The sequence below is a fragment of the Winogradskya consettensis genome, from assembly GCF_018332715.1.
GTDB lineage: Bacteria > Actinomycetota > Actinomycetes > Mycobacteriales > Micromonosporaceae > Actinoplanes > Actinoplanes consettensis.
In genome coordinates this window covers 14437-34432 of the sequence record NZ_BOQP01000044.1, presented here as the reverse complement: position 1 = coordinate 34432, position 19996 = coordinate 14437, and the positions used below count along the sequence as shown (strand labels likewise).

Genomic DNA, 19996 nt, shown 5'->3' with positions numbered 1-19996 from the left:
TCAGCTTTCCCGTCAGGAGACCCGACGTGAGCACACAATCCGCAGCGCCCACCCCCACGAGGTTGCGCAGAACCGTGGCAGCCGCAATGACCGGCGCACTACTGGCCCTGACGGTCGGCAGCGGAGCCGCCCGCGCCGCACCGCCGATCGCGGGTCCCCGGCCGCCGGGCGCAGCCGCGGTCCTGCAGCGCGGCCTCGACGATCTGCGCGACCTCGGCGTGTCCGGGGCGCAGGGCCTGGTCCGCGACGGCGACCGCGTGGAGGTGGCCCGCAGCGGCGTGGCCGACCTGGACACCCGCGCCCCGGTCCCGATCGGCGGATATTTCCGGATGGGCAGCACCACGAAGACGTTCGTGTCGGTGGTGCTGCTCCAGCTGGCCGCCGAGGGCCGGATCGGCCTGGACGACTCGATCCAGCGCCACCTCCCCGGCGTGGTCACCGGCTCCGGCAACGACGGCCGTCACATCACCGTGCGCCAGATCCTGCAGCACACCAGCGGCCTCTACGACGCCACCGGCGACCTCCCCGGTCTCCAGTCGCCCGAAGCGTTCCAGGCGCACCGCTTCGACCACTACACCGAGGCACAACTGGTGGCGACAGCGATGCGGCACCCGCCCCTGTTCGCCCCCGGCTCGCACTGGAGCTACTCGAACACCAACTACCTCGTGGCCGGCCTGCTCATCGAGCGCCTCACGGGCAACCCCTGGTCCACCGAGGTCCGCTCCCGGATCCTGACGCCGCTCCACCTGACCCGCACGTTCTACCCCGGCGACCGCCCCACGCTGCCCCGTCCGCACGCCAGGGCGTACCAGCAGTTCGCGCCGGACGACCCCCTGGCCGACACCACGATCATCAACCCGACCGTGGCAGCCGCCGCCGGCGGCCTGGTCACCACCACCGCCGACCTGGCCCGCTTCTGGCAGGCGCTGACCCGCGGCCGCCTCCTGCCACCGGCACAAATGGCGGACCTGCACCGCACCGTGCCGGCCGAGTCGCTCCAGGACCTCCGCCCGGGCATCGCCTACGGCCTCGGCATCATGTGGATCCCCACCCGCTGCGGCGGCTACTGGGCCCACTTCGGCGACATGCCTGGCGTAACCACCCTCAACGCCGTCACCCCCGACGCCCGCCGCTCCGCAGTCCTCTCCATAACCACCCAACTGGCCGACCCCACCCGCGCCCCAGCCCTCATGCAGCGAGAGCTCACCCTGCTGGACGACCTGACCTGCGCATGATCACCGCCCCCCAGGCAGTACGCCGCCCAGAACGTCGCGCCGCCCAGAACGTCGCGCCGCCCAGAACGTCGCGCCGGTCAGCGGCGACAGCACCGGGCCAGGTGCTGCGGCCCGTCCCGGCGGGGCGCTGCACCCAGGGCGCATCTGATGGATCACGATGGCCTGCGCCGGGTCCAGGTTTCGACCACCTGCGACACGAAACCTGGACCTCGCCGCGGACTCGCCGTGATCCATCAGATGCGCACCTAGGGATTGATCGCGGCGCCGAGCGACGCCACCCTGGCCGTCAACCCCTGCAGCAGGGCGGTGAGCTGCAGGAACGCGACCTGGCGCTGGGCCCACGTCCGAATGCCGGAGCCGGATCCCAGGCCCGCGACCGATCCGAGCCTCGCCGTGGGCACACGCTCCGCCGTCTGCACCGCGGCGACCCGGTAGTCACCGGGGGAGATGCACTGCCCCTGCAGGATCGTGGCGGCCTGTGCCCGGCGGACGATGCCGATCCCGACGCCGAGTTTGCGCATCAGTGCCTCGGCCACGGCGGGGGCCAGGGCCGGGTCGTTGCGCAGGCGTGCCCAGTGGTGCGGGGTCTGCCGGAGGGTGTGGATCGCGTCGGTGAGGAGGGTCGCGCCGGCTTCGATGTGGGTGGTGAGCAGGGCGATGTTGACTGCTACGAGGGCGTTGCCCGGTGGGCCGGGCTGATACGACGGGTCGCCTGGTCAAGCCCGGCCAGACGGTAAGGCCGAGCCGGCCGGACGAAGCTGCCCCGGACCTTTCCGCTGCCCGGGACCTGAACGCTCAAGCCCGGCCCGGAAGCGCGGCTAGAGCCCACCCCGGAAGCGCGGCTCGAGCCCGCCCCGGAAGCGCGGCTAGAGCCCGGCCCCGGAGGCACGGCTAGAGCCCGGCTCCGAAGCGCGGCTCGAGACCGGGCCTGGGGCGTGGGTGGTGAAGAGCGGGCCGGCGGGGAAGCGGCTGATCATCTCACCGGCGGCTTCGGGGGGTGGTGGCCAGCCAGGCGGTGGTTCCGGGTGGGCACGGAATGCGGGTCAGCGGGCCCGGCAGGTGCAGGGTCGTGTACGCGGGTGGCGGGTCGGAGCGGAACTCCCAGTCACCTTCAGTCACCGGGTAGACACGGCACGTCAATGACCGAACCGTCAATGGCAGTCGAGTGCGCAACAGCCGCGCAACACTGCCGGAATGGGCCGGGCGTTAACTGCGACCTGTGTGGTCAATACACAGGTAGGGAGCCAGTCATGACAGCGGTGGAAACGCCCGCGGAGGTCTCGGCGGAGGTCCGTGAGGGCCGGTACGGGGCCAAGGTGACCGCCGTGGAGCCGGGTGGCGCCGGTTTCATCCCCCTCGACGAGCGGCACGGCCGGCCGCTCAGCCTGTTCTGGACGTGGATGTCACCGAACCTCGAGTTCGCGACCGTCTACGTCGGTGTCATCGCGATCCTGTTCTTCCACCAGAGCTTCGGTCAGGCGGTGGCGGCCATCGTGCTCGGCACTGCACTCGGTTCCGCCACGCACGGCGTACTTTCGGCGCGCGGGCCCGCCATGGGCGTACCCCAGATGGTCCTGTCCCGGATCGGCTTCGGATATCGCGGCAACATCCTCCCCGCCGGCCTCAACGCGGTGGTCGCGGGTGTCGGCTGGTTCGCGGTCAACAGCGTCAGCGGCGCCCTCGCCCTGGCGACCCTGACCGGCCTGCCGAACGCGTTGTGCCTGGTCGTCGTCGTGATCCTGCAGGTGTCGATCGCGTTCTTCGGCCACAACCTGGTGCAGGCCTTCGAGCGTTACGCCTTCCCCCTGCTCGCGATCATCTTCCTGATCACGAGCATCATCACCCTCACCAAGGCGACACCCTCGTCCGACGTGGTGGTCGGCACCGGCAGCATCGGCGGCTTCCTGCTGACCGTCGGCGCGACCTTCGGCTACGCCGCGGGCTGGAACCCGTACGCCACGGACTACACCCGCTACCTCCCGGCCACCGTCAGCAAACGGCTCACCGGCGTCTGGGCGGGCCTCGGCGTCTTCGTCTCCTGCACCTTCCTGGAAATCGTCGGCGCGGCCTCGGCAACCATCGCGGCCCCGGGAATCACCAACCCGACCGAAGCATTCACCAGCCACCTGCCATCCCTGGTCGCAGACCTGACACTGCTGGCCATCTGCCTCGGCGCCATCAGCGCGAACGCCATCAACATCTACTCCGGCTCGATGTCGTTCCTGGCCCTGGGAATCAACCTCCCCCTGGGCCTGCGCCGCGCCATCGTCGCCGGCGTCTTCGGCATCCTCGGCTTCCTGCTCGCCCTCTCCGGCCTCGACGACGCAGGCCACAAGTACGAGTCGTTCCTGCTGGTCATCTCGTACTGGATCGGCCCCTGGCTCGCGGTCTACCTCACCGACTGGTTCCTGCGCCGGGGCAAACGGGTCGACGGCTACCTCTACGACAAATCCCACAACCCCTGGGGAGGCGCGGTCGCCATGGCCGCCGGCATCGTCGTCTCGGTCTGGCTCTTCTCCAACCAGGAACAATACGTAGGCATCGTCCCGGCGCACGTCGCGGCCTTCGGCGACATCACGTTCGAGGTCGGATTCGTGGTGTCAGCATTGCTCTACGCGGCATTCTTCAGCTTCCAGAAGGACCGCAACAAAGAACAAAAGCCCTCCTCCGGTCCTGAGTTGTCGCAGTCCATGCCGCGTGGCTGAATATTGCGCCGGACACCGGGATGCGTGAACTTTCTGCGGTGTAGCTCCTCAAAACCGGCCAATCACGTCTGACAGAGGAACATGTGTTTCCTGGCCAGACGTGATTGGCCGGTTTTGACAGCTGAAGCCGCAGAAGATTGCGGCATAGCGGGTTTCGGCGCAACTTCGTGTTCCGTGGCTCAGCAAGCCCGCATCCCCGCCGAAGCGGAGTCGTAATGGCCCTGGTCAGGCCATCTCGATCGCCATGGCCGTGATGTCCTCAACCGCCGTGGTGGCGTGCTCCTCACCGGCCCGCCACACAACCGCCTGCCCCGCGCGGACCGGTTCCGCATCACCCTCCCCAGCCTGCACGAACCCATGCCCTGCCATAACCACGAACACCTGATCCACCGCCGCGGCATGCCGGCCGATCTCCCCGCCCGCCGCCACCCGCAGCACGGTGACCGCCACCGCCTCGCCGCGAAACAACGCCTGAGCAGTCACCCCGGCACTGCCGAAAGCCTCCACCGCCCGCCCTACCACGCCATCGAAAGACACGATCTCCACACCGGAATTATCTCCAACCCCTACCCGCCTCTGCGAGTGCCGACATCGCGCCGCTGGCGGGCCTGGCGGGCGTGTTGGCTGGTCCTGACACTCCCAGCGACGCCGGGGTACTGCCTGATTCGTCCCGATAGTCGGACAGCGGGGTTACCACCGACGCAAATGAGGAGTCGTACATGACAGCGAACAACTTGGGCGGGACGTACACGATGACCGACGTGGTGAACCTGCGCGTCGGTGGCGGCGCCGACGGGCATTCCGTGGTCCCCGGTTCGCTCGCGGAGCCGTTCGGGGCGCTGGCCGAGATGCGTAAGCTCACCCTCGAACTCCCCGCGGACGCCCTCGCCGACCTCGACCGCATCGCCGCTTGACCCGCCCGATCGCGCAATCGCCGCCGGCGCCGGTCAGGGCCGAGCCGTCACGGGCGTGCAGCTGCGGCGGCGTCGGCCGCGGCGGTGGCGCCCGTCGCGGTCTGGCCCGCGATCACGCCGTCGATGTCGGCTGCCGGGCGGTTCTGGCTCAGCTTGAACTTGGCCTCGACGCGGGTGATCCGCAGCTCGACACCGACGATGGCGCGGAGCTGCCCGGCGACGTACTTCTCCGGGGCGTCGTCCACCGACCACGGATGCTCGCGACCGGCCTCGTGCCGATCGGACAGCCGCCGGACCAGCCCCGCGAGCCACTGCGGGTCGTCGTGCACCACCAGCTCGCCGTAAAGGTGGGCGGTCACGTAGTTCCAGGTCGGGACGACGCGGCCGTGCTCCGCTTTGGAGGCATACCAGGACGGCGAGACGTACGCGTCCGGCCCGTGCACGATCGCCATCGCCTCGCCGAGCACCGGCGTACACCACTGATCGTTGTTGCGGGCCACATGCGCGAGCAGGGAGCCGTGCGGCCCGGCCGCCGCGTCGTAAAGTATGGGCAGATACGTCGCGATGAGCCCGTTCGCCGTGGCGGAGACCAGGTCGGCAGTGTCCGCCCGGGTCAGCAGATCCTGGACAGCTGATGCGTCGGGCGCGAAGTGAGCGGGAATGTACACGCGCAGCAGCCTAGTTCCGGCCGGCGACGAGGCCGAACGGATTGCCGCGGCGTTCGCGGTGGGCCGGGCAACGGCACCGCTGGCCCGCGTCGACGGAGGCATCTCCCATGCCCTGTTCCGCCTGCGGACGACCACCGGCAGCTATGCCGCCAAACGCCTGACCGTCGTCGCAGACCCCGGGTGGTGGGACGAGTACCACACGGCCGCCGGGATCGAGCATTCCGCGTACGCCGCCGGTGTGCGCATGCCCGACCGCCTGGCACCCGAAGTCGTGGCCCTCGACCAGGATGGCACGCGGCAGTACTGGCAGCTGCATCGCTGGTGCGACGGCCGCCATCCCACCGGGCCCGGCGCCGAGGTCGCCGACTGGGCCGGTACGACCCTCGCCCTGCTGCACGCCCGGCCGGGGGACGACCCGGCACCCCGCCCCGCGCCGTACCCGATCGACTCCTGGCACGAATGGCTCCGGGGTCACGACACCGCATTCGCCCGCGAGGTGCACCGGCATCTGCCGACCGTCGAGGCAGCCCTGGACTACCTCGGCCGCCCCGGCCCACCACTGACTCCGGTGGCCTCCCATCGTGACATCAAGCCCGACAACGTCCTGCTCACCGCGGCCGGCCCGGTCCTGCTCGACTGGGACAGCGCCGGGCCGGACACGGCTGAGCACGAGCTTCTGCGTACGGCGCTCGCCATGGGTTTCGAGGAGCAGTTACCTTTCGCACGCACCATCGGTGCCTATCGCCGGGCCGGTGGCCGCCCGCTTCCCGCGGTCCCCGCACTGTTCCAGGGCATCGTCGAAGCCCAGCTGCGGACCGCCGAATGGCTGCTCTGGCGCGCACTCGGTCACCGTGACGACGACCCCGCCGCGCGGGCTCTGGCAGCGACGGAATGCCTGACCCGCCTGCGGGGCGCGGCAAAATCCCTGCGGCGCGTTCCGGAATGGGCCACCTGGCTCGCCGAGCTGCCGGGCTGACGGCGGCGGCTCAGGCCAGGGTGCTGGTGATGACCAGGGCCGTGTAGGTGACGGTGAAGGTGCCACCGGCCTCGTCGATCACCGCGCCGAGGCCGTCCAGCAGATCCTTCAGCGTGGCCGCCGGGAGGAGGGTCGCGGTCCCCTGGGTGGGGATGAGGTCGAGCCATTCGGCGCGGGTGTAGGTGTGTTCCCAGGTGAAGCGCCAGCGGTCCGGTTCGGTGAATGCGGTGGTGAGGCCGGTTGCTGCTTTGTCGAGCATGAGGGCGTACCCGTCGGCGGCTGACATTCCCGGCGGCATCGCGGGAAGGTCGGGCACGACGCGGGTGTAGACCTCGGCGAAGGCGCCGGCCAGGTGGGGTGCGGGGTCGGCGGCGTTCCAGAACGCGGCGAACCGGCCGCCGGGGCGTAGGGCCCGGGCTGCCTTGGCCGCGCCCGCGGCGGGGTCGACCCAGTGCCAGGACTGGGCGGCGGTCACCAGGTCGAACGTGCGGCCCGCCGGATCCCAGTCCTCGAAGCGGGCGACCTCCACGTCGAGGCCGAAGCCGCGGGCCAGCTCCGCCATCCGCGGGTCGGGGTCCACGCCGAGCACCGTGCAGCCCGCCGCCCGGAACTGGCGGGCGGCGATGCCGGTGCCACATCCGACATCGAGCACCGTACGCCCGGGAGCGGCCGCGACGATTTGGCTGATCATGGCGTCGGGGTAGCGGGGGCGGGTGCGGTCGTAGCGCTCGGCGTCCGTACCGAAGGATTCCGCTGTTTCCCGGTAAGTGGGCATGCGCCCACACTAATGGGCAAGTGCCCACTCGGGCAAGCGATAGGCTCAGAGGGTGCCGACCGGAGTAGCCATGCGTGACGTACGCACGCAGCTCTTCGACGCCGCCGAACGCGTGCTCGTCCGTGCCGGGGTGGGCGCCCTCACCAGCCGGGCCGTCACCGCCGAGGCGGGCTGCGCCAAAGGCGTGCTGCACAAGCACTTCGCCGACTTCGACGAGTTCCTGGTCGAGCTCGTGCTGGACCGCACCACCCGGGTCCGGGCCCGCGACGTGACCCTGCGCGCGGCCGCCGGGACGGGCACGGTCGCCGGCAACCTCGCCGACGCGCTGACGGAGCTGTTCACCTCGGTCGCGGTGGCCCTCGTCGCCCTGATCATCGCCCGGGACGAGCTGCGGGCCCGGCTGTGGCGGGCCTCGCAGCAGTCCCGGGCCGGGTTCCCGCCGGTGAGCTACCCGAAGGGCATCACGCTGCTGGCCGAGGCGACCGCGATGCTGGCCGGCTATCTCGGCGCCGAACGCGACCTCGGCAGGATCGCGCCCGGCGCCGACGTCGAGATGGTCGCGCTCACCCTGATCGGCAGCGGCCATCTCCTCTTCGCCGGTCGCGACGGGACCCCGCCCGATGACGACGAGGTCCTGAAGATGGTCAACTCCGCGATCGCCGCCGCCCGCCCGGCGGGCTAGCCGAAGGGTCAGCCTGCCCCCGGCAGCCTGGAAGGGCAGCCGAGAGCGGGCAGCCGAGTGCAGGCAGCCCGTCGGGTCAGCCGGCTGAGGGCGGGGTGAAGGCGATCCGGGAGCGCAGCCGCCGGAAGCCGGTGCGTTCGAGCTCGGCGGTCGCGGCCACCCGGTGACCGTCCACATCGGCGACGACCTCGCGGGCCCCACCCGCGGTGAGCGCGTTGACCGCATCGATCAGTGTGTCCCCGAGCGCCCCTTCGTCGAACAGCCCGAGGTAGGTGATCTGCGGGAAGCACGCGTCGCCGCTGGTGCCGGCCAGTCCGACGGGTTCGCCATGACGCAGAACGATCCGCCAGCCCGAGGGTCCGTTGCCCATCCAGGGCTGCGGATCGGTGGCCAGCGAGATCCCGGCGACCGCGAGCGCCGTCTCCGAGCCGGTCAGCAGCGTGGGCTCCGCGACCTTGCCGACCAGGTCGTTGATCTCGTCGGCGCCGGCGGCGGGGCGGAACGTGTACCGCCCCGAGGGCTCCGGCAGGGGAGTGCCCGCCCAGGTGCAGCGATGCCGTTCGTCGCCCTCGACGAGCCCGGCCAGCCGGGCCGCCTCCATCGGTGGCTCGACCACGGCACGGGCCTGCGGGACCCGCCGCCAGTACGGGGGCAGCGCCGCGTAGTAGATCTTCGGCCCGCCGAGCGCCTCGTGGGCGGCGCGCAACAGGTCGGCGCCCAGCGCGGGCTCGGCGGCGAGGTCGAAGCGTTCCAGCCACGGCTCGCCGACGGCGCCAGGGGGCTGGACCCAGGCGGCGCGGGCCAGCACGACACCGTCGCGCAGGGCGACCCAGGTGTGCGAGGGGCGGAAGCCACCCAGTTCGAGGCCGTCCGCGTACGACATCTTGCGGATCTGGGGAAGGGGGTCGGGCATGGATTCGAACAGGTTTTCCTCGCCCGCGACGAGCGGGCGGATGACCACAGAAGTCATGGTTCCTCCTGGAAAGGCGTACGCCCCAGGATCAGACCCGCGAGGACGCCGGAACGCGGGCGGGGCGCAGAACATCGGACATTGTTCTGACCTCCTCCCAGCTCGACGGCGTACCGAAGAAGTTATCACGGCGTGTTCTCCTGGACAGCCCCGCCGAACCCCATCATGCTGCCGGTTATGCGATCCCGAAAGCCCGGCATGTGGTGGGGCGCCGCCATCGAAGCCCCGGACCCGGCCGCCCTGGCCCGGTTCTACTCGGACCTGCTCGAATGGCCGCTCGTCCACGAGGAGCCGGGAACGGCGGTCGTCGGCACCCCCGGCGGCAGCTACCTGGTCTTCCAGCAGGCGGACGGCTACCAGCGCCCGGTCTGGCCGCCGGAGCCCGGAGCCCAGCGCCCGATGACCCATCTGGACTTCCAGGTCGGCGATCTCAGTGACGCGGTCGCCGAGGCGGTGGCGCTCGGTGCGGTCGTCGCCCCGGACCAGCCACAGGAGACCGTCCGCGTACTCTTCGATCCGGCAGGTCACCCTTTCTGCCTCTGCCTGGACACCGACTGAGGTACGCATGAAGCGCACAGCCGCCGCCGTTCTGCTGATTCTGCTGGCGGGCTGCGGCGCGTCGACGCCACCGGCCACAGTCGAGTCACCATCGGTCGTGACGACCACGACCCTGGACCGCGCCGGCCTGAAGAAGTCGGTGAAGGATGCGTTGGTCCCCGCCGATGATCTCAAGGCGCTGGGCGTCGGGAAGCCCGAGGCGGATGTCGATGACCAGAATTTCCTCGTCTCCGATGTCTGCCGCAGCAAGCTCATGAACCCGGAGAACTTCACGAGCGTGCATTACGCCGATTCCCGCACCTGGCGGGGCGGCGGGTGGTGGGTCAACGAGGTGGTGCACGTGTGGAACGGCAGCGCGCCGACTTCGGTTGACGCGGTGCGGAAGGCGTACGGAACCTGCAAGTCCTGGAAGGACGACCTCGACACGAAGTTCACGGTGAAGGGGGCCGTCGCGCTCACGGGTGATGCGTTCGGATATTGCGCGGAGGTCGACCGGAGGGACGCCGAGCCCTTCATCGACTGTCATTCCTTCGTCACACGCGGTGCCCTGATGATGGTTGTCAGCACCGCCCACGGTACGACCCTGACAAGCAATCAGGCGGCCCTCGTCACCGTCACCGCGATCGCGGTCGAGTCACTCCGGGGCTGACCGGCGTTCGGAATGCCGCACGATCCGTTCCATCAGCTCGGTCAGGGCGGCGACGTCGATCGGGCTCCCTGACACGTGGGACATGACGCGGTCGCGGGCGCTTCGCAGGTGTTCCGGCCAGGCTTCTTGCAGACGCTGAAGACCGTCGGGGGTCAGGGTCACCAGGAAGCCTCGGCCGTCCTGTGCGGTGGGGGAGCGGCGTACGTATCCCGCGGCCTCCAGTGAGTCGACAACCCGGGTCATCCGGCTCGCGGACAGGGCGGTCAGCCCGGCGAGCTCGTTCATCCGCAGGGTCCGTTCGGGCGCCTCGGACAGGTTGAACAGCACCCCGTAACGCGAGCTGTTCAGGCCGGTCCGGTCCTGCAGGTCCTGGTCCAGGGCCCGGGGCAGTACGAACAGCAACCGCATCACGGCACGCCAGAGCCGCTCCTCCTCAGCCGAGAGCGCTGCGATCAACGAGCTGTACGCGGAGAACGTGACCTTCACCAACCCCGAGGAGGCCGTCACCGGCCGGGCGGCGCTCAACGAGAAGGCGCAGCGCCTGCTCGACAGCGCCCCCGGGTTCGTGTTCAGCGCCGCCGGCGAAGTGCGCGTCGCCGGCAACCTCGCGCTGCTCGCGTGGCACTTCGGCCCCGAGGGTCAGCCGCCGGTCGCGAGCGGCACGGACGTGTCCATCGTGGAGGACGGACGGATCACCGCGCTGTACACAATTCTTGACTAGGAAGGCGTCGACAGAGTGGTGAAGATGTCGGCGAACGCGGTGCGGATCTTCTCGGGATGCCGGGTCGCGTCGAGGGAGACTCCACCCGTACCGTTGGCGATGGCCTTGAGGGCGGCCTGGTCCGCCTCGCCGAAAGCGATGCCGAAGACCTGGACCCGCTGGTCCGGATCGGCCTTCCGCAGGGTGTCACCCAGGTACGCGCCCCTGCCCCGGTCCGAGCGCGACATGCGGCACTGCCCGGTGTCGTAGTCGTCACGCCCGTCGGTCAGCACCACCACCGCGTTGACCGTCAGGTTGGCGGGGTCCTCCGGCGGGAGGCGGTCGAGCAGGGCCCGTTGCGCGTCCCTGATCGTCACGCACAGCGCGGTGTCGTTGTACGGCGGCCTCGCGGGCGTCAGCGCGTCCCTGATCACGGTGTCCAGGTCCATCGTCGCACCCAGCGGCGCCGGGGTGCGCAGCTGCGGGTGCAGGTCGTCGGGGTCGGACGCGAACGACCACATGCCGACCTGGTCGTCCGGGTTCAGCAGGCGCAGGTTCTCCCGCAGGGCCTTCTTCGCGGCCTCCATCCGGGTGCCGCCGCCCGGGATGCCGCTGTCGACCGCCATGGAGCCGGACTTGTCGACGGCGAGCAGGATGTTCGCGCGTTTGCTCAGGGTCTTCCACTGCGCGAGGACGGCGTCCATCACCGCCGCGGACGGCAACGGCATGGTGCTCGACCGCTGGTCGACGGGGAAACCGAGCGAGTCCGCGACCGCGGCCGGCGCCTGGTCGACCGTGTCACGGAAACCGGCGGCGGCGAAGGCGTCGTGCTGATCCCGCAGGTACGCGAGGAAGTCCTCCGCCGCCTCCCGGACCGGCCCGCTGATGCCGGGCATCGTCACGAACGGATGATCCATCACGAGGGTGCCGTCGCTCGGGTGGATCGCGACGAACCGCTGCCCGGGCTCGGCGACGTTCGTGTTGTGCAGGTAGGCCACCTGCTCCTGCAGCACGACGGCGCTGATGTCGGCGCGCGAGCCCTGCAGCTGCCCGAGGTAGTCCACGATGTCCGGCGGGTGGGCGACGACGTTCGCCTCGACCCTGCGTACCGCATGCCGGACCTCGGGCGAGCGCGTGTCCGCCTCGGTGAAACCACCGGTGGTCTTGCCCGCGGCGGCATAGAACGTGGCCACCGTCGCGGCCAGCCCCGAGGTCGACTGCGTCGGGTCGTCCTTCGCGTAGGTGAACCGGCCCCACTCGTCATGGCCCCGCTGCGACCACGCGTCCTTGTCCAGGCTCAGCACGTCACTCCAGGTGAGCGCGCGGTCCGGCCAGCCCAGCGCCTCGGCCGGCTCCCGGCGCATGACGATCACCAGTGGGCTGTGGGCCACCGGCTGGGGAGCGGCAGGCAACCCGGCGTACGCGGGAAGGGCCCGCAGCTTGGTCACCCACATCGACGAGCTGGGCAGCCAGACGTCGGGCCGGCGCGGGTGCCCGGCCGCGGCCTCGCCGGTCCATCCTTGCGCGAGGGCCGTCGCCGCCTGCCCGGAGTTGACGCCGTCGACCGTCACCGACACACAACCCCCGGGCCGGGAAACCTTCTCGAAGCGGGCGGCGAGCTGCGTGATCAGGCCGGCCTTCTCGGTCGAGGACGTGACAGCTACGGGTACGCAGTGAGCACGCCCCCACCGCAGATACGTGGTGCCACCGCCGATCACCAGGACACCGGTGAGCAGCGCGCTCAGATACGACAGCCGGTTACGGGACACGGGCGGACTCCCTGCCGGCGAGCATCGTCCGGACGAGATAGGTGGCGGCGAGCGCGGCGCCACCGAGGATCGCCGCGGGCGGCACCTCGTGCGTGACCTGATAGCCGGCGAGAGCACCGGCCGCGCCCATGACAACGGCGAGCACGATGCCCGCCACATCCCGGTGGTTCCGGGGCTCCTCGCGGGGGACGACCTGCGTGACCAGCTGCACGGATTCGGCCAGCCGCGGGTCCTGCACCGGCCCGCCGCCCTCGACCAGCCGCAGCAACGCCTCGCGAGCCTGCGGGCGGGCCCCCGGATCTTTGCGCAGGCAGTCGCGGAGCAGCTCGTCCAGCGCGGACCCGAGCCCCGGCAACCGCGGCGCCTCGTTCAGCACCCTGTTCATGATCGCGGGCATGGAGTCGGTGCCGAACGGGGGCTCCCCGCTCGCGGCGTACGCGACCGTCGCGGCCCACGCGAAGACGTCGGCGGGCGGGCCCACGCCGGCGTTGGCGTACCGCTCCGGCGACATGTACGACGGCGACCCCACCACCGTCGAATGCCCCGCGTCCCCGGCCGCCCGCGCGATCCCGAAGTCGATCACCCGCGCGCCGTCCGGACCGCAGACCACGTTGCCCGGCTTGAAATCGCAGTGCACCACGCCGGCCTGGTGGATCGCGGCCAGCGCGGTGATCGTACTGATGGCCATCCGCTCCAGCCGGGTCCCGTGCAGCGGCCCGTGCCGCGTGACCTCGTCACCGAGATTGCGCCCCTCGATGAACTCACTCGCCACGTAGGGCGGGTCGCCGTCCACGTCGACGTCGAGGATCTGCGCCGTGCAGAACGACGCCACCTGCCGCGCCGCCGCGATCTCCCGCAGAAACCGTTCCCGCGCCCGCGCATCCAGCCGCACATCGACATTGAGGACCTTCACGGCGGCGAACCCGCCGTCCTCGTCCTCACCCAGATAGACGGTTCCCTGCCCGCCCCGGCCCAGCCGCCCGACCAGCCGGTACCGCCCGGCCCGCCGCGGATCGTAGTTCGTCAGCCGTCCGATCGGCGCGTTCGTCGACATCCGCCCCCCGCCGGCCGGTCCCCCTCAACGCACTATCCAACCCGTCCCGCCCACCCCGGGGAACTCCCCGCCCGGGTGACACCCCGCGGCCCTATCCTGGTGCTCGTGGCCACGCACTGGACGATCTGTTTCGACGCCGCCGAGCCGCAGCGGATCGCCGCTTTCTGGGCCGCCGCCCTCGGCTACACCACCGAGCCGGGTTTCGACGGCCCGGACGCCGCCTCGATCATCGACCCGCGGGGTGCCGGCCCGGCGATCAGCTTCCTGCGCGTCCCCGAACCCAAGGCCGCCAAGAACAGGCTCCACGTCGACATCCGCCCCGGCGGAGACGCCACCGCCCTCCGCGCCAAGGCGGCCGAGCTGGTCACCCTCGGCGCGACGGTCGTCCGCGAGGAGCACTACGGCGAGCACCTGGGCCACATCGTCCTGCTCGACCCCGAGCGCAACGAATTCTGCGTCGCATGACGATCGTGCTCGTGGACGACCTCCGCGACTTCACCGACGGCCGCCCCGCCACGGTCGCCCGCACCAGCGCCGAAGGGGTCGCCCTGCTCACGGCGCTGGGCTCGGCACGGATCGACGAACTCTGGCTCGACCACGACCTCGGCGGCGACGACACGATCTGGCCGGTCGTCGAGATCCTCGAACGAGCCGCCTTCGAAGGAACCCGGCTCGACTTGGGCGCCGTCCACGTCCACTCGGCCAACCCACCCGGCGCCGCCAAGGTGGTCCAGGCTCTCACCCGCTGGGGCTACCCCGCCCGCATCAGCACAGGCTCCCCCGCCCTCGGCTACCAGGGCCCGGACACCCCGTGACCGATTGGCCCACGCTGACCGCCGAGGCGACCGCAGCCGAGGCGCGCGAGGACTGGGCTGCGGCAATTGCCCTGGTCAGTGCGGTCGCCGAGTGCTACAGCGAGGACTACATGCGCCACAACGCGCACCTGTGGCACGTGGATCTGCTGGTCAGGGCCGGGCTCCTGCACGAGCTGACGCGCTTCGCCGGGACCGACAAGCACGCCCGGCGGCGGCTGGCCCGGTTCCTGTACGACGAGGGCCGCGCGGATGATCTCCGTGAGCGGGCCGCGACGGGTGACAAGGCGGCCCTGTATCCGCTGATCAGGCTGCTCCGCGCCCGCGGTGAGCACGAGGCAGCCGAGCAGGTGGCCGCCGAGCTCGCCCCGGCAGATTCCTACGCCCGCGAGCTGGCCGGAGGGTGACGCTCAGAACCAGCGGTTGCCCAGCCACAATCGGGAGAGCCAGCTGTCGTACGGGATGAGCTGACCGACGAACAGTGGGTAGAAGTAGGCGAAGCAGAGGGCGACCAGCGTGACGTAGACGCCCGCGACCACGACGCCGGTCAGCTGGCGGTCGGTGCGGGCGGGGCCGGTGGCCATGCCGTCGGGTGGGGTCATGACGGCGCCCAGGACGTAGACCACGGCGAGGATCAGGAACGGCAGGGCGGGCAGGGCGTAGAACGAGAACATCGTCCGGCCGTCCTTGATCGCGTAGTAGAACCACGGGAGCAGGCCGGCCGCCGCGCCGGTGAGGATGGCGTAGGCGCGCCAGTCGCGGCGGGCGATCCCGAACCAGATCAGTGCGGCCAGCGCCGGCAGGAACGACCACCACAGGATCGGCGTGCCGAGCAGCAGGATCTCCCTGGCGCATCTGGTTTCGCCGCAGCCCGTCACGTTGGGCGGGAAGAAGAAGTTGACCGGACGCCCCAGCAACAGCCACTGCCACGGCCACGATTGGTACGGGTGGTGCGACGTCAGGCCGCTGTGGAACCCGTACGCCTCCTGGTGGTAGTGCCACAGGTTGAGCAGCGTGCCGATCACGGGCGGTTCGCTGAGCCCGTTCGCCTCACGGTAGTGCCGGAACCACCCGTCGTCCGTGACGAACCAGCCGGTCCACGTCGCCAGGTAGGTCACGAAGGTCAGGACGACGCTGAGCACACCCCAGCCCAGGTCGCGGACCAGCCCGGCGAGCAGCGGGCCCTCGATCCCCGCCGAGCGCCGGGCCTGCACGCGCCACACCACGACCAGGGCGCCGAAGAACGGCAGGAAGAACAGCGCACTCCATTTCACGCCGCAGGCCAGCCCGAGCAGCACCCCGGCGGCGAGCAGCCACCACGGCACGATCCGCGGCATCTTAGGCATGCTGTCGCGGTCGTAGGAATCCTCCAGCGCGTGCAGCAGCCGGCGCCGATAATGGTCGCGGTCGAGCACGATCGCGGCGAACGAGGCCAACACGAAAAGGCCCAGGAAAATGTCGAGCAGCGACGTACGCGACAGCACCAGCTGGAAGCCGTCCAGCGTCATCAGCAGCCCGGCCGTCCCGGCTAGCACGATGGAGTGGAACATCCGGTAGGCCACCCGGATCAGGATCGCAATCATCAGCGTCCCGGCGACAGCAACCGGGAAACGCCAACCCAGCTCATTGTTCCCGAACGCTTTCTCACCGAGCGCGATCAGCCATTTCCCCAAAGGCGGATGCACGACGTACGCCGGCCCGTTCGTCTTCTCCGGATCCCATTCGACCCCGTGCGTCAGCATGTCCCACGCATCGGTCGGGTAGTACACCTCGTCGAAGACATACCCCTTCGCGCCGGTGATCCCGTTCAACCGCAACACTGCCGCGATCACCACCACCACAGCGGTGACCACCCACGAATACGGATCGAGCCAGTTCTCCAGCGACGCCAACCGCCGCCGGACAATCTCCGGCACACCCCGCACCCCGGCGGCAGCATCCGGCGCGCCCACCTCCGCTGCAGTCCCGGTCTCCGCCGCCGCCACGTCAGTCACCCCGCGATCGTAGGGGCTCAGCGCTAAAAAAGAAGCCCACCGGCCCCGGCGGGATAATGCCCGATCATGAGTGAGTGGTTTGTTCTGGGCAGACCGGATGCCATGCGGTGGGTCGTCCATCCGCCGCACGACTCCTACGGTGACGGCTACATCTTCTCGGCTGCCATGGAGCTGCACGACGAGGGCCTGACTGCCACGACAGTGGCTCAGATCGACGGGGTCAGCGGCGACATCGCGATGCTGCTGCCCGCCTTTGTGGAGAAGCTCGCGGCCGACTGGCAGGGCTGGGAAGGCGTTCGGCGGTGGCGGGCGCTGGACGGCGCGGCGGCCCTGGACGCCCGCCACGACGGCCGAGCCCTGGTGACGTTGGGCGTGACGTTGCGAGCCGCGGACCCGCGGGGCGCCTCGGGGTGGTCGGCGCGGGTGGAGTTCGGCCTGGAACCGGGGGAGGAGATGCGCCGGTTCGCGCAAGCGGTCAGCTTTCCAGGACCGCCTTCATCTCGATGATGGCCCGGTCCACTCTGGCCTGGACGGCGGGGGCCTGGGAGTGGGGGAGGACGTCGGTGGTCCAGACCAGGCGGCTGCGGTCGGGGGAGTCGGTGGGGAAGACCTGAAAGGCGGCGTGGTGGTAGGTGATGGGCATGTGCTGGCCGTGCTGGACGGCGTAGGCCATGCGGTGGGTGGGGTGGTCGATGGCGAGGATGAGCTCGTGGATCTCGGTGCCGCCGGGCATGGTGAGGATGCGTTTACCGTAATTTGTTGAGATCGCGGGTGGTGCGGGGCCCCTGAGAGCGATCATCTTCGATATGTTCGGGCTGACTACTTCTTCGACGGAAGGAAGCTCGACCGTGCGACGACTACTGGTGGCGGTTACCGCCACGGTGCTGGCTCTCGCCGGGACGGCCGCCCCCGCTGCTGCCGCGCCCGCGCCCGGTGGGGCGGGCCTCGGGGATGAGTATTTTCCCGATTATGGCAACAGCGGCTACGACGTGTCCCATTACGACATCCGGCTGCGGTACTACCCGGATCAGGATCGGCTGACCGGGACGACGACGATCCTGGCGAGTGCCGAGCAGGATCTCAGCTCCTTCAACCTCGACTTCATTCTCGACGTGTCCTCGATCCAGGTGAACAACCGCGCGGCGGCGTTCAAGCGCCAGGGTGACCATGAGCTGGTCGTCACGCCGGCGCGCTCGGTTGCCAAGGGGCAGGCGTTGACGGTGGTGGTCACCTATTCGGGGGTGCCGTCCAACAAGGTCGCCGCGGGATACACGGCGTGGATCCGGACGCCCGACGGCGCCCTGGCGGTCGGTGAGCCGGAGGAGGCCTGGTGGTGGTTCCCGAGCAACGACCACCCGAGTGACAAGGCGACGTTCGACGTGTCCGTCGCGGTGCCCGACGGCGTCGAGGTGATCAGCAACGGGGTGCAGCCGCGCAACCCGACCCCGGAGCTGCTCGGGTGGAGCCGGTGGTACTGGCGGTCCGCGAAGCCGCAGGCCACCTATCTGGCGTTCATCACGATCGGGCAGTACGACATCACCCGGGACGTGACCGCGGACGGGACGCCCGTGATCAACGCGTACTCGCAGCTGTTGCCCGAGGATTATGCGGCCGCGGCGCGGGCGAGCGTGGAGCGGACCGCGGAGATCACCGACTGGGAGTCGACGATCTTCGGGCCGTGGCCGTTCACCGCGCGCGGCGGGGTTGTCGCGCCGCCGGGGACGCTCGGGTTCGCTCTGGAGAACCAGTCACGCCCGAACTACTCGGCCGCGTTCTTCCGGGCCGGCGCCAATCCCTACGTCGTGGTGCACGAGAACGGTCACCAGTGGTTCGGTGACGCGGTGTCGGTGGCGCAGTGGAAGGAGATCTGGCTCAACGAGGGGTTCGCGAGCTACGCCGAGTGGCTCTGGTCGGAGAAGGAGGGCGAGGGCACGACGGACGAGCTCTTCGACTATCTGTACGCCACCGAGTCCGACGACTTCTGGACCGTGGAACCGGGTGACCCGGGGCCCGCGAACGTCTTCGACGGCGCGGTGTACGACCGCGGCGCGATGACCCTGCACCAGCTGCGCAAGGCCGTCGGCGACGACGACTTCTTCGCGATCCTCCGGACGTGGGTCGCCCAGCACCGCTACGACCACGCGACCACCGCGCAGTTCATCGCGCTGTCGGAGCAGATCTCCGGCCTGCAGCTCGACGACCTGTTCCAGACCTGGCTCTACACACCGGCCAAGCCCGTCCTGGACAGCGTCGCCGGGGCGAAAGCCGCAAAAGCCGCAGTGAAGGCCCCGGCGTCACTGGCCAAGATCCGCGCGGCACACGAGCACCGGTAACGCGAAGGCTGGGGGTTCAGCGCAGCGTCGCCGCGTCGGCCGCGATGCGCCCGGACTCCCAGCCTTCCTCGCTGTCCACCCGGAAACCCCGGCCCCGCACCGTACGCGGAAAAGCCTTGTCCCGGGCCTGCTGAACCTGCACGTCGCGCGAGCGCAGCACGGGCAGCAGCGCGGCGGCGTCCCGGCTCTCCTCCAGCGCTGCCCGGTCGGCATCGGCGAGGCGTTCACCGATGCGCACGGCGTACCCGATCAGGAAGGACTGCCGGAACGTCTTGAGCCGGGCCCGGCCGGCCTTTCCGCCCGGCGGCTCGGCGCGCGACATCGCCCGGTGCGCCTGCACCAGCAGCGAGGCGTGCAGCAGGTCGACGGCGTCCAGGTCGGCGTCGAAGCCGAAGACGGTGGCGAAGCCGAACTCGGGCGACCACACCACGTGACACCGGTTCGCCCCGGCGACGGCGTCGAGCAGGGACGCCTTCTCGCTCTCGTAGGGGTGGTCGATGCCGATGCGGCGCGCGTACGGCACGACCTGGGCGTCACCCGACGCCTCCAGCAACGCCTCGTCCAGGCTGTGCCGGGAGATCAGCTCCTGGGCCTTGGCGCTGTAGGCCTCCGCCTCCGCCGGGAACGTGGTCGACTCGGCCTTGGCCAGCAGCGCCCGCACCCGGCTGAGCAGGGCCTCGGAGCCCGGGGACCGCGCCGGACGGGCGACCTGCCCCGGCGGCGGGATCAGGATCTCGATCGGCGGCAGCGTGGCCAGCACCTTCAGCGCCTGCAGCACGGCGTCGATCAGCGTCACGCGGTCGGCGCGCCGATGCTGGACGACCTCGGTCACGTAGCCGTCGTCGGAACCCCACCAGACCTTGGCGCCGAGATCCTCGGCCTGGGCGCGCCAGCGCGGATCGATCGTCCTGGGCTTGAAATCCTTCTGGTACGCGGCCACGGCGTCGACGATCAGGTGCCCGCAGGCCGGATTGCCGCGCCGGGCCGTGACCCTGTGCAGCTCCGCGGGCTGCCATCCGGCTCGCAGCAGCCGGCCGACAGCGTCGAACAGCATCCCGGTCAGCACCGGATCCACCTCACCGGCCGGGGAGACGGTGAGCAGATCGAGCCCGTCCTCGTACCCGATCCGCCCACCGACGACGGCCGCAACCGTCTCTCTCACCGAAGTCACCCCGCAAGTCTGCCCGACCGGGTCAGCCCGC

Annotated in this window: 25 protein-coding genes; 13 read left to right on the top strand and 12 right to left on the bottom strand. The window is 70.4% G+C overall.

Features of this window, described 5'->3' with window-relative positions; all coding sequences use genetic code 11:
• Positions 1-26: 26 nt before the first annotated feature.
• Positions 27-1235, top strand: a complete 1209-nt coding sequence (locus Aco04nite_RS36355) for a serine hydrolase domain-containing protein (protein WP_244876551.1) — start codon at positions 27-29, stop codon at positions 1233-1235.
• A 245-nt stretch (positions 1236-1480) separates the two neighbouring features.
• Here Aco04nite_RS36355 and Aco04nite_RS36350 read toward each other — a convergent pair whose 3' ends face one another.
• Both Aco04nite_RS36350 and Aco04nite_RS36345 read right to left on the bottom strand, forming a co-directional pair.
• On the bottom strand, positions 1481-1771 hold the full coding sequence (locus Aco04nite_RS36350) for a hypothetical protein (protein WP_213001773.1): 291 nt from the start codon (positions 1769-1771) through the stop codon (positions 1481-1483).
• A 442-nt stretch (positions 1772-2213) separates the two neighbouring features.
• The gene (locus Aco04nite_RS36345; RefSeq protein WP_213001772.1) at positions 2214-2354 is read right to left on the bottom strand and encodes a hypothetical protein; all 141 of its coding nucleotides are present in this window, start codon (positions 2352-2354) and stop codon (positions 2214-2216) included.
• A gap of 131 nt (positions 2355-2485) precedes the next feature.
• Here Aco04nite_RS36345 and Aco04nite_RS36340 point away from each other — a divergent pair, with 131 nt between their 5' ends.
• The gene (locus Aco04nite_RS36340) at positions 2486-3940 is read left to right on the top strand and encodes a purine-cytosine permease family protein (protein WP_213001771.1); all 1455 of its coding nucleotides are present in this window, start codon (positions 2486-2488) and stop codon (positions 3938-3940) included.
• A 225-nt stretch (positions 3941-4165) separates the two neighbouring features.
• Here the strand turns inward: Aco04nite_RS36340 and Aco04nite_RS36335 are convergent, their stop codons facing one another.
• Positions 4166-4486, bottom strand: a complete 321-nt coding sequence (locus Aco04nite_RS36335) for a cupin domain-containing protein (RefSeq protein WP_213001770.1) — start codon at positions 4484-4486, stop codon at positions 4166-4168.
• A gap of 173 nt (positions 4487-4659) precedes the next feature.
• On the opposite strand from Aco04nite_RS36335, the gene Aco04nite_RS36330 reads away from it, so the two are divergent.
• On the top strand, positions 4660-4854 hold the full coding sequence (locus Aco04nite_RS36330; protein WP_213001769.1) for a hypothetical protein: 195 nt from the start codon (positions 4660-4662) through the stop codon (positions 4852-4854).
• A gap of 47 nt (positions 4855-4901) precedes the next feature.
• Here the strand turns inward: Aco04nite_RS36330 and Aco04nite_RS36325 are convergent, their stop codons facing one another.
• Complete coding sequence (locus tag Aco04nite_RS36325) at positions 4902-5522, bottom strand: FMN-binding negative transcriptional regulator (protein ID WP_213001768.1); 621 nt, start codon at positions 5520-5522, stop codon at positions 4902-4904.
• Here Aco04nite_RS36325 and Aco04nite_RS36320 point away from each other — a divergent pair.
• Positions 5515-6498, top strand: a complete 984-nt coding sequence (locus tag Aco04nite_RS36320) for an aminoglycoside phosphotransferase family protein (protein WP_213001767.1) — start codon at positions 5515-5517, stop codon at positions 6496-6498. The genes Aco04nite_RS36325 and Aco04nite_RS36320 overlap by 8 nt on opposite strands.
• 10 nt (positions 6499-6508) lie before the next feature.
• On the opposite strand, the gene Aco04nite_RS36315 is transcribed toward Aco04nite_RS36320, so the two are convergent.
• Entirely contained in the window at positions 6509-7273 is a 765-nt protein-coding gene (locus Aco04nite_RS36315) for a class I SAM-dependent methyltransferase (protein ID WP_213001766.1), read from the bottom strand.
• A 52-nt stretch (positions 7274-7325) separates the two neighbouring features.
• On the opposite strand from Aco04nite_RS36315, the gene Aco04nite_RS36310 reads away from it, so the two are divergent.
• Positions 7326-7955, top strand: a complete 630-nt coding sequence (locus Aco04nite_RS36310; protein ID WP_213001765.1) for a TetR family transcriptional regulator — start codon at positions 7326-7328, stop codon at positions 7953-7955.
• A 76-nt stretch (positions 7956-8031) separates the two neighbouring features.
• Here the strand turns inward: Aco04nite_RS36310 and Aco04nite_RS36305 are convergent, their stop codons facing one another.
• Positions 8032-8925, bottom strand: a complete 894-nt coding sequence (locus Aco04nite_RS36305) for an acetyltransferase (RefSeq protein ID WP_213001764.1) — start codon at positions 8923-8925, stop codon at positions 8032-8034.
• A 177-nt stretch (positions 8926-9102) separates the two neighbouring features.
• Here Aco04nite_RS36305 and Aco04nite_RS36300 point away from each other — a divergent pair, with 177 nt between their 5' ends.
• Entirely contained in the window at positions 9103-9483 is a 381-nt protein-coding gene (locus Aco04nite_RS36300; protein WP_244876550.1) for a VOC family protein, read from the top strand.
• Between the two features lie 7 nt (positions 9484-9490).
• The gene (locus tag Aco04nite_RS36295) at positions 9491-10132 is read left to right on the top strand and encodes a hypothetical protein (RefSeq protein ID WP_213001763.1); all 642 of its coding nucleotides are present in this window, start codon (positions 9491-9493) and stop codon (positions 10130-10132) included.
• On the opposite strand, the gene Aco04nite_RS36290 is transcribed toward Aco04nite_RS36295, so the two are convergent.
• On the bottom strand, positions 10118-10618 hold the full coding sequence (locus tag Aco04nite_RS36290) for a MarR family winged helix-turn-helix transcriptional regulator (RefSeq protein WP_213001762.1): 501 nt from the start codon (positions 10616-10618) through the stop codon (positions 10118-10120). The genes Aco04nite_RS36295 and Aco04nite_RS36290 overlap by 15 nt on opposite strands.
• Here Aco04nite_RS36290 and Aco04nite_RS36285 point away from each other — a divergent pair.
• Positions 10608-10853, top strand: coding sequence for a nuclear transport factor 2 family protein (locus Aco04nite_RS36285; RefSeq protein ID WP_213001761.1), 246 nt, complete (start codon positions 10608-10610; stop codon positions 10851-10853). The two genes, Aco04nite_RS36290 and Aco04nite_RS36285, sit on opposite strands and share 11 nt — an antisense overlap.
• Here the strand turns inward: Aco04nite_RS36285 and Aco04nite_RS36280 are convergent.
• Together Aco04nite_RS36280 and Aco04nite_RS36275 are read right to left on the bottom strand one after the other, a co-directional pair.
• Complete coding sequence (locus tag Aco04nite_RS36280; protein ID WP_213001760.1) at positions 10850-12601, bottom strand: substrate-binding and vWA domain-containing protein; 1752 nt, start codon at positions 12599-12601, stop codon at positions 10850-10852. The genes Aco04nite_RS36285 and Aco04nite_RS36280 overlap by 4 nt on opposite strands.
• Positions 12591-13655, bottom strand: a complete 1065-nt coding sequence (locus Aco04nite_RS36275) for a serine/threonine-protein kinase (RefSeq protein WP_213001759.1) — start codon at positions 13653-13655, stop codon at positions 12591-12593. The genes Aco04nite_RS36280 and Aco04nite_RS36275 overlap by 11 nt, the downstream gene beginning before the upstream one ends.
• A gap of 105 nt (positions 13656-13760) precedes the next feature.
• Here Aco04nite_RS36275 and Aco04nite_RS36270 point away from each other — a divergent pair, with 105 nt between their 5' ends.
• Genes Aco04nite_RS36270 through Aco04nite_RS36260 form a run of 3 tightly spaced genes read left to right on the top strand, consistent with a single transcriptional unit; the run spans position 13761 to position 14874 of the window.
• Positions 13761-14120: a VOC family protein gene (locus Aco04nite_RS36270; protein WP_213001758.1), complete on the top strand. Its 360-nt coding sequence runs from the start codon at positions 13761-13763 to the stop codon at positions 14118-14120.
• Positions 14105-14470, top strand: a complete 366-nt coding sequence (locus tag Aco04nite_RS36265; RefSeq protein ID WP_213001809.1) for a cyclic-phosphate processing receiver domain-containing protein — start codon at positions 14105-14107, stop codon at positions 14468-14470. Before Aco04nite_RS36270 ends, Aco04nite_RS36265 begins: the two co-directional genes overlap by 16 nt.
• Entirely contained in the window at positions 14467-14874 is a 408-nt protein-coding gene (locus Aco04nite_RS36260; RefSeq protein ID WP_213001757.1) for a hypothetical protein, read from the top strand. The genes Aco04nite_RS36265 and Aco04nite_RS36260 overlap by 4 nt, the downstream gene beginning before the upstream one ends.
• 3 nt (positions 14875-14877) lie before the next feature.
• On the opposite strand, the gene Aco04nite_RS36255 is transcribed toward Aco04nite_RS36260, so the two are convergent.
• A complete protein-coding gene (locus tag Aco04nite_RS36255) occupies positions 14878-16461 on the bottom strand; it encodes a dolichyl-phosphate-mannose--protein mannosyltransferase (RefSeq protein WP_438874974.1) in 1584 nt (527 codons plus the stop codon).
• 66 nt (positions 16462-16527) lie between these two features.
• On the opposite strand from Aco04nite_RS36255, the gene Aco04nite_RS36250 reads away from it, so the two are divergent.
• A complete protein-coding gene (locus Aco04nite_RS36250; RefSeq protein WP_213001818.1) occupies positions 16528-16968 on the top strand; it encodes a DUF6228 family protein in 441 nt (146 codons plus the stop codon).
• On the opposite strand, the gene Aco04nite_RS36245 is transcribed toward Aco04nite_RS36250, so the two are convergent.
• Positions 16937-17260 carry an SRPBCC family protein gene (locus tag Aco04nite_RS36245; RefSeq protein ID WP_213001755.1) on the bottom strand — a complete coding sequence of 108 codons (324 nt, stop codon included), beginning with the start codon at positions 17258-17260 and terminating at the stop codon, positions 16937-16939. The genes Aco04nite_RS36250 and Aco04nite_RS36245 overlap by 32 nt on opposite strands.
• A 7-nt stretch (positions 17261-17267) precedes the next feature.
• Here Aco04nite_RS36245 and Aco04nite_RS36240 point away from each other — a divergent pair, with 7 nt between their 5' ends.
• A complete protein-coding gene (locus Aco04nite_RS36240; RefSeq protein ID WP_213001754.1) occupies positions 17268-18794 on the top strand; it encodes a M1 family metallopeptidase in 1527 nt (508 codons plus the stop codon).
• A gap of 16 nt (positions 18795-18810) precedes the next feature.
• On the opposite strand, the gene Aco04nite_RS36235 is transcribed toward Aco04nite_RS36240, so the two are convergent.
• Entirely contained in the window at positions 18811-19956 is a 1146-nt protein-coding gene (locus Aco04nite_RS36235; RefSeq protein WP_244876548.1) for a DUF2786 domain-containing protein, read from the bottom strand.
• Positions 19957-19996: the final 40 nt, after the last annotated feature.